We start from the raw sequence: 4,183 nt of genomic DNA, 5'->3' as shown, positions 1-4,183 counted from the left end.
CTGGCCGGTGCGCTTACTGCCACACTTCCAGCCCTTTGGCATTGAGCAGGGTGTGGAAGAGATAGTGATCATCCCGATCGTAATAGACGGTAATGGTGTGGTGCTCGGTGTAATCTGCCGCCACGCCGGCCACCGTCATCGGTATTAGGATCAGCTCCCCCAGCCCCATGGTCACGGCGCTTGCCGTGGCCTGGCCATTGCCGTCAGCGCGCTTGTGGATCTTGCCGAGCACGGTAAAACGATCGCAGCCCTGCACCTTATCCTCGGTCAGAAAGGCGGCCTGCTGGCAACGCTGGGGCTCGCCCAGCTCGGCGCGAATGGTCGCGCGGGTTTCCCCCGATACAAGGGTGTTGCGAAAGCGCCCCGCGTAGTGATCGATGGCGGCGGCGCAGCCACCTAGCAGCAATGGCAGCGCGAGCAGCAGCGGATGAGAAATACATACAAGACGATTCATAAGGGCAAGACTCCGTTATTGCGCCAGTGACGCGCTATCTTGGCCACGTCGCTCCGGCTCGCTGCGATGCAAAAAAGTGGTCAGGGTATCGCGCGGCGGCGTGATGCCGCACTGCACCAGAACCCGCCCGATGGCGCCCCTGTGATAGCCGCCATGAGTCACCAGATGGAGCAGCATTTCGTCGCGGCTCATCTGCCCCTTGTCACCATCGACAAAGCGAAACGAGAGCGGGGTTGCACCCTCTTGCGGACTCAGCGACGCGACGTAATCCACCAGCCAGTTATCCAGCTCGGTGACTGCGTTGCGCAGGGCGGTGAGGGTCGGCGTCTCTGGGGTATTGGTGGCGGTAAAGCCGTGGTTTTCCCCCAGCAGATTGGCCTTGAAGATGGCATCGACCACATGGATATGGTTGAAGATCCTGAGGCAGGTGTGGTGTGCCTCACCATATTGCTGCGCATCGAGTGTGGCGATCGCATCCAGCAGTTCGCCATCGGCCCAGCGTTTGTAGTGAAAGAGGGATTGCAGTGTCTTGTTGCTCATCGCGTCCTTGCCCTTGTCGCTTCGTGAAGTGCGGCATGTTAGCCAAAATGGGCTCAATACGAAACCCATTCTGTTGCAGCTTTGGCCCCCGTCATACAAAAAGCCCCGAGAGCTGGCGCTGTCGGGGAAGAGGAAAAATATCGACAAGGAATTACAAAGGCATTGGGTCAAACCTGAACCGGATCAGGCATCGACATAGAGCACTTGGCCGCTAATAAAGCCATCGACGGAGCGCTCAAACGCCTTGCCGACCAAAGCGCCCGGCACCGGCTGGAAGCCTGGCATCATCTCGCCATATACGTCCCACGCCTCTTCCAGTACGGTCGGGTTTACCACATTGATGCGAATGCCGCGGGGCAGCTCGTGGGCCACGCACTGGACAAAGGTATCTATGGCACCGCTGGTGGTGGCATCGGCAATGGCCAGCGGGATCGGCTTGATATTGAGGATGCCGGAGATCAGGGTGAAGGAGCCCCCCTGATTGATGTAGTTGAGACCGATATTGACCAGATTGATCTGGCCCATCAGCTTGCTCTGGATGGTGGTTTGCCACTGCTCGTCGCTCATCTCGCCAAAGGGGGCGTATTCGCAATAGCCGGCGGTATTGACCACCGCATCGAAGGAGCCCACGTTTTGGTAAAGCCGCTCGATGGACTCTCTGCTGGTGATATCCACCTGAAAATCACACCCCTCGCCGGAGCGGCTGGCGGTAATGACCTTGTGCTTGCCCAGACCACTGAGGGCGGCTTGCCCCATTTTCCCCTGAGCACCAATCAGAATGACTGTTTTCATCGTTAACCTCGCTTTGCTGGAAGAGCTGCAAGGTTAGAGAGCCACTGATACAATGTAAATCATTGGTGGTTTGTATGTGATACAACTTAAATTGGTGAGGTAAGGGTGGAGAAGATCGATATCAGGCAGATGCGGGTGCTGGTGCTGCTGGTGAGATACAAGAGTGTGTCGCGGGTGGCCGAGCTGCTGGAGATCTCCCAACAGGGGGTGAGCAGCCATTTGAAAAAGCTGCGCGACCTCTTTCCCGCCGAGCTTTTTATCCGCCAGAGCGCCGGGTTGCAGCCGACCGACTACGCCTGCGAGCTGGCCGCCAGGTTCGAGCAGATCCTGGCCGATATCGACGGGATCTTTGTGGCCGCCCCCTTCGATCCCGCCAGCAGCGAGCGCACCGTCAGGGTGATGGCCAACGAATATGCCCAGCTCGCCATTATTCCAAGGCTGGCGAGCGCCCTGCGCACTCAGGCGCCCTCCATTCGGCTCGATGTGGTGGACTTTCAGGCCGAGCAGCATCTAGAGGCGCTGGCCAGCGGCGAGGTCGATTTGGTGATTGGCTTTGATGCCTATCTCGACCCGGGGTTGCTGCGTGCCACCCTGCGCCGGGATCACTACTGCTGCGTGCTGCGCCGCGACTCCCGATATCTTCCGGACAACACCCCGCAGGATCTGGCGGCCATCCCCTTTGTGCAGTTCGCCAACAGCGTCGGCAATTTCGAAGGGCAGATGAGCCCGCAGCAGATTGCCAGCGCGGCGGTGGCGACGCTCCCCTGTTACACCTCGCTGCAAGCCTTTATGTCGGTCAATGACGTGGCGGCCTGCATTCCGTCGGCCATCGCTGCCCTCGGCGATTTTCGCGTGCTGGAGTTGGCCGGGGCGCCGCAGCCGTTCGAGGTGGTGGTCGGCAGACACCGCAAAAGCCAGGGCAATCTCGCCATCGAGTGGCTGGCCGAGGTGATCAAGTCGGTCTGCGATCTTGCCATGCCCGGATAACGCTACCGTTTGCAGAGAGCGGCCGCCACCAGCCAGCGCGCTAACGGCAGGCTGGATCTGCGGGACAAATCCTGCGATGGTGCGGGCAGTTATCCGCTTGTCCCGTTATCGAGTGAAAAGGAGTTGAGATGCGCATTGCCATGATTGGTCTGGGGGATATCGCCCAGAAAGCCTATCTGCCGCTGCTGGCGAGCGACGAGCGGGTCACCCCGCTGCTCTGCACCCGCAATCCATCGGTGCTGGAAAAGCTGGCCCGCCAGTATCGGGTCGCCGAGTGCTTTACCGATGTGGCAGCCATGCTGGCCAGTCGCCCCGATGCCGTGATGATCCACGCCGCTACTGCCGTTCACCGCGAGCTGGCCGAGCAGTGCCTGCGCGCAGGGCTCCCCACCTTTGTCGACAAGCCCCTGTGCGACAATCTGGCCGAGGCCGAGGGATTGGCAAATCTCGCCATTGCGCAAGACTGCGCCCTCTTTACCGGTTTCAACCGCCGCTATCTGCCCGCCATGGATGCTGCCCGTGCCCAGCCGCTCACCGAGCTTAACTGGCAAAAACACCGCTTCGCCCTGCCCGGCAAGGCACGGGATTTTATGTTTGACGACTTTATCCATGTGCTCGACAGCCTCTGCTTCTATGGTGGCGTGCCGGGCGGCGACTTTCATGCGGTATTGCGACCGGAGACGAAGGATCACAGCCTGTTGGCCGGGGTAAGCGTCAGCTGGCAGAGCGGCGATCGCGCCATCAGCGGCAGCATGAACCGCAGCGCCGGGATCACCGAGGAGCGCATCGATGCCTATGGCGACAACCTCTCCCTGCACCTTGAGAACTGCACCCGCGGCAGCATCGCCCGCGACAAGCAGGCGCAGATGCTTAGCCCCAACGACTGGCAGCCGGTGCTGGCCCAGCGCGGCTTTGCCGCCATGCTGGCGCACTGGTATCAGCAGATTGAAATCGGCAAGGCGGATAGCGAGCTGATCGCCTCCTACCTGCACTGCCACCGGCTGGCGGAGCAGCTGGTGGCGCTGGCTGACAAGCGCGGATAAGGCTGGCTGGAAGTCTCAGAGATATGAATACGAGGTGCGCGAAGATAGCGCACCAAAAACAACGGGGGGCCGCAGTTGCGGCCCCCCGTTGTTATGGGATGAGATGCATGGGATCAGATGCACTTCACCGGTTTGGGCAGGCCGCCAATCTTGGTCGCCTGCTTGGCGGGCCCTTCCGGGAACAGCTTGTAGAGGTAGCGGCTGTTGCCCTTCTCGGGGCCATACTGCTTCTCCATCGCCTTGACCAGCGCGCGGATGGCGGGGGAGGTGTTGAACTCCAGATAGAAGGCGCGCACAAAGCGCACCACTTCCCAGTGCGGCTCCTCAAGCGTGATCCCCTCCTGCGCGGCCAGCACCAGCGCCAGCT

General features: G+C 60.7%; 6 protein-coding genes. 2 read left to right on the top strand and 4 right to left on the bottom strand.

The annotated features are described in order from the left end of the window. Positions 1-13: 13 nt before the first annotated feature. The 3 genes from BN1139_RS12715 to BN1139_RS12705 all read right to left on the bottom strand — a co-directional run bounded on the left by BN1139_RS12715 (position 14) and on the right by BN1139_RS12705 (position 1,786). A complete protein-coding gene (locus BN1139_RS12715) occupies positions 14-454 on the bottom strand; it encodes a hypothetical protein (RefSeq protein ID WP_041980567.1) in 441 nt (146 codons plus the stop codon). Between the two features lie 15 nt (positions 455-469). Beyond that, positions 470-994, bottom strand: a complete 525-nt coding sequence (locus BN1139_RS12710) for a DinB family protein (protein ID WP_041980565.1) — start codon at positions 992-994, stop codon at positions 470-472. A 183-nt stretch (positions 995-1,177) separates the two neighbouring features. Beyond that, complete coding sequence (locus tag BN1139_RS12705) at positions 1,178-1,786, bottom strand: short chain dehydrogenase (protein WP_033113045.1); 609 nt, start codon at positions 1,784-1,786, stop codon at positions 1,178-1,180. A 105-nt stretch (positions 1,787-1,891) separates the two neighbouring features. On the opposite strand from BN1139_RS12705, the gene BN1139_RS12700 reads away from it, so the two are divergent. Together BN1139_RS12700 and BN1139_RS12695 are read left to right on the top strand one after the other, a co-directional pair. Continuing rightward, on the top strand, positions 1,892-2,773 hold the full coding sequence (locus BN1139_RS12700) for a LysR family transcriptional regulator (RefSeq protein WP_041980562.1): 882 nt from the start codon (positions 1,892-1,894) through the stop codon (positions 2,771-2,773). A gap of 128 nt (positions 2,774-2,901) precedes the next feature. Then, positions 2,902-3,816, top strand: coding sequence for a Gfo/Idh/MocA family protein (locus BN1139_RS12695; protein WP_041980560.1), 915 nt, complete (start codon positions 2,902-2,904; stop codon positions 3,814-3,816). Positions 3,817-3,929: 113 nt separating this feature from the next. On the opposite strand, the gene BN1139_RS12690 is transcribed toward BN1139_RS12695, so the two are convergent. Beyond that, the coding region (locus tag BN1139_RS12690; protein WP_041980558.1) for a TusE/DsrC/DsvC family sulfur relay protein at positions 3,930-4,183 on the bottom strand (254 nt) is incomplete at its 5' end.

The organism is Aeromonas veronii bv. veronii (genome assembly GCF_000820225.1).
Lineage (GTDB): Bacteria > Pseudomonadota > Gammaproteobacteria > Enterobacterales > Aeromonadaceae > Aeromonas > Aeromonas veronii.
This window is presented reverse-complemented; position numbering and strand designations above follow the sequence as displayed.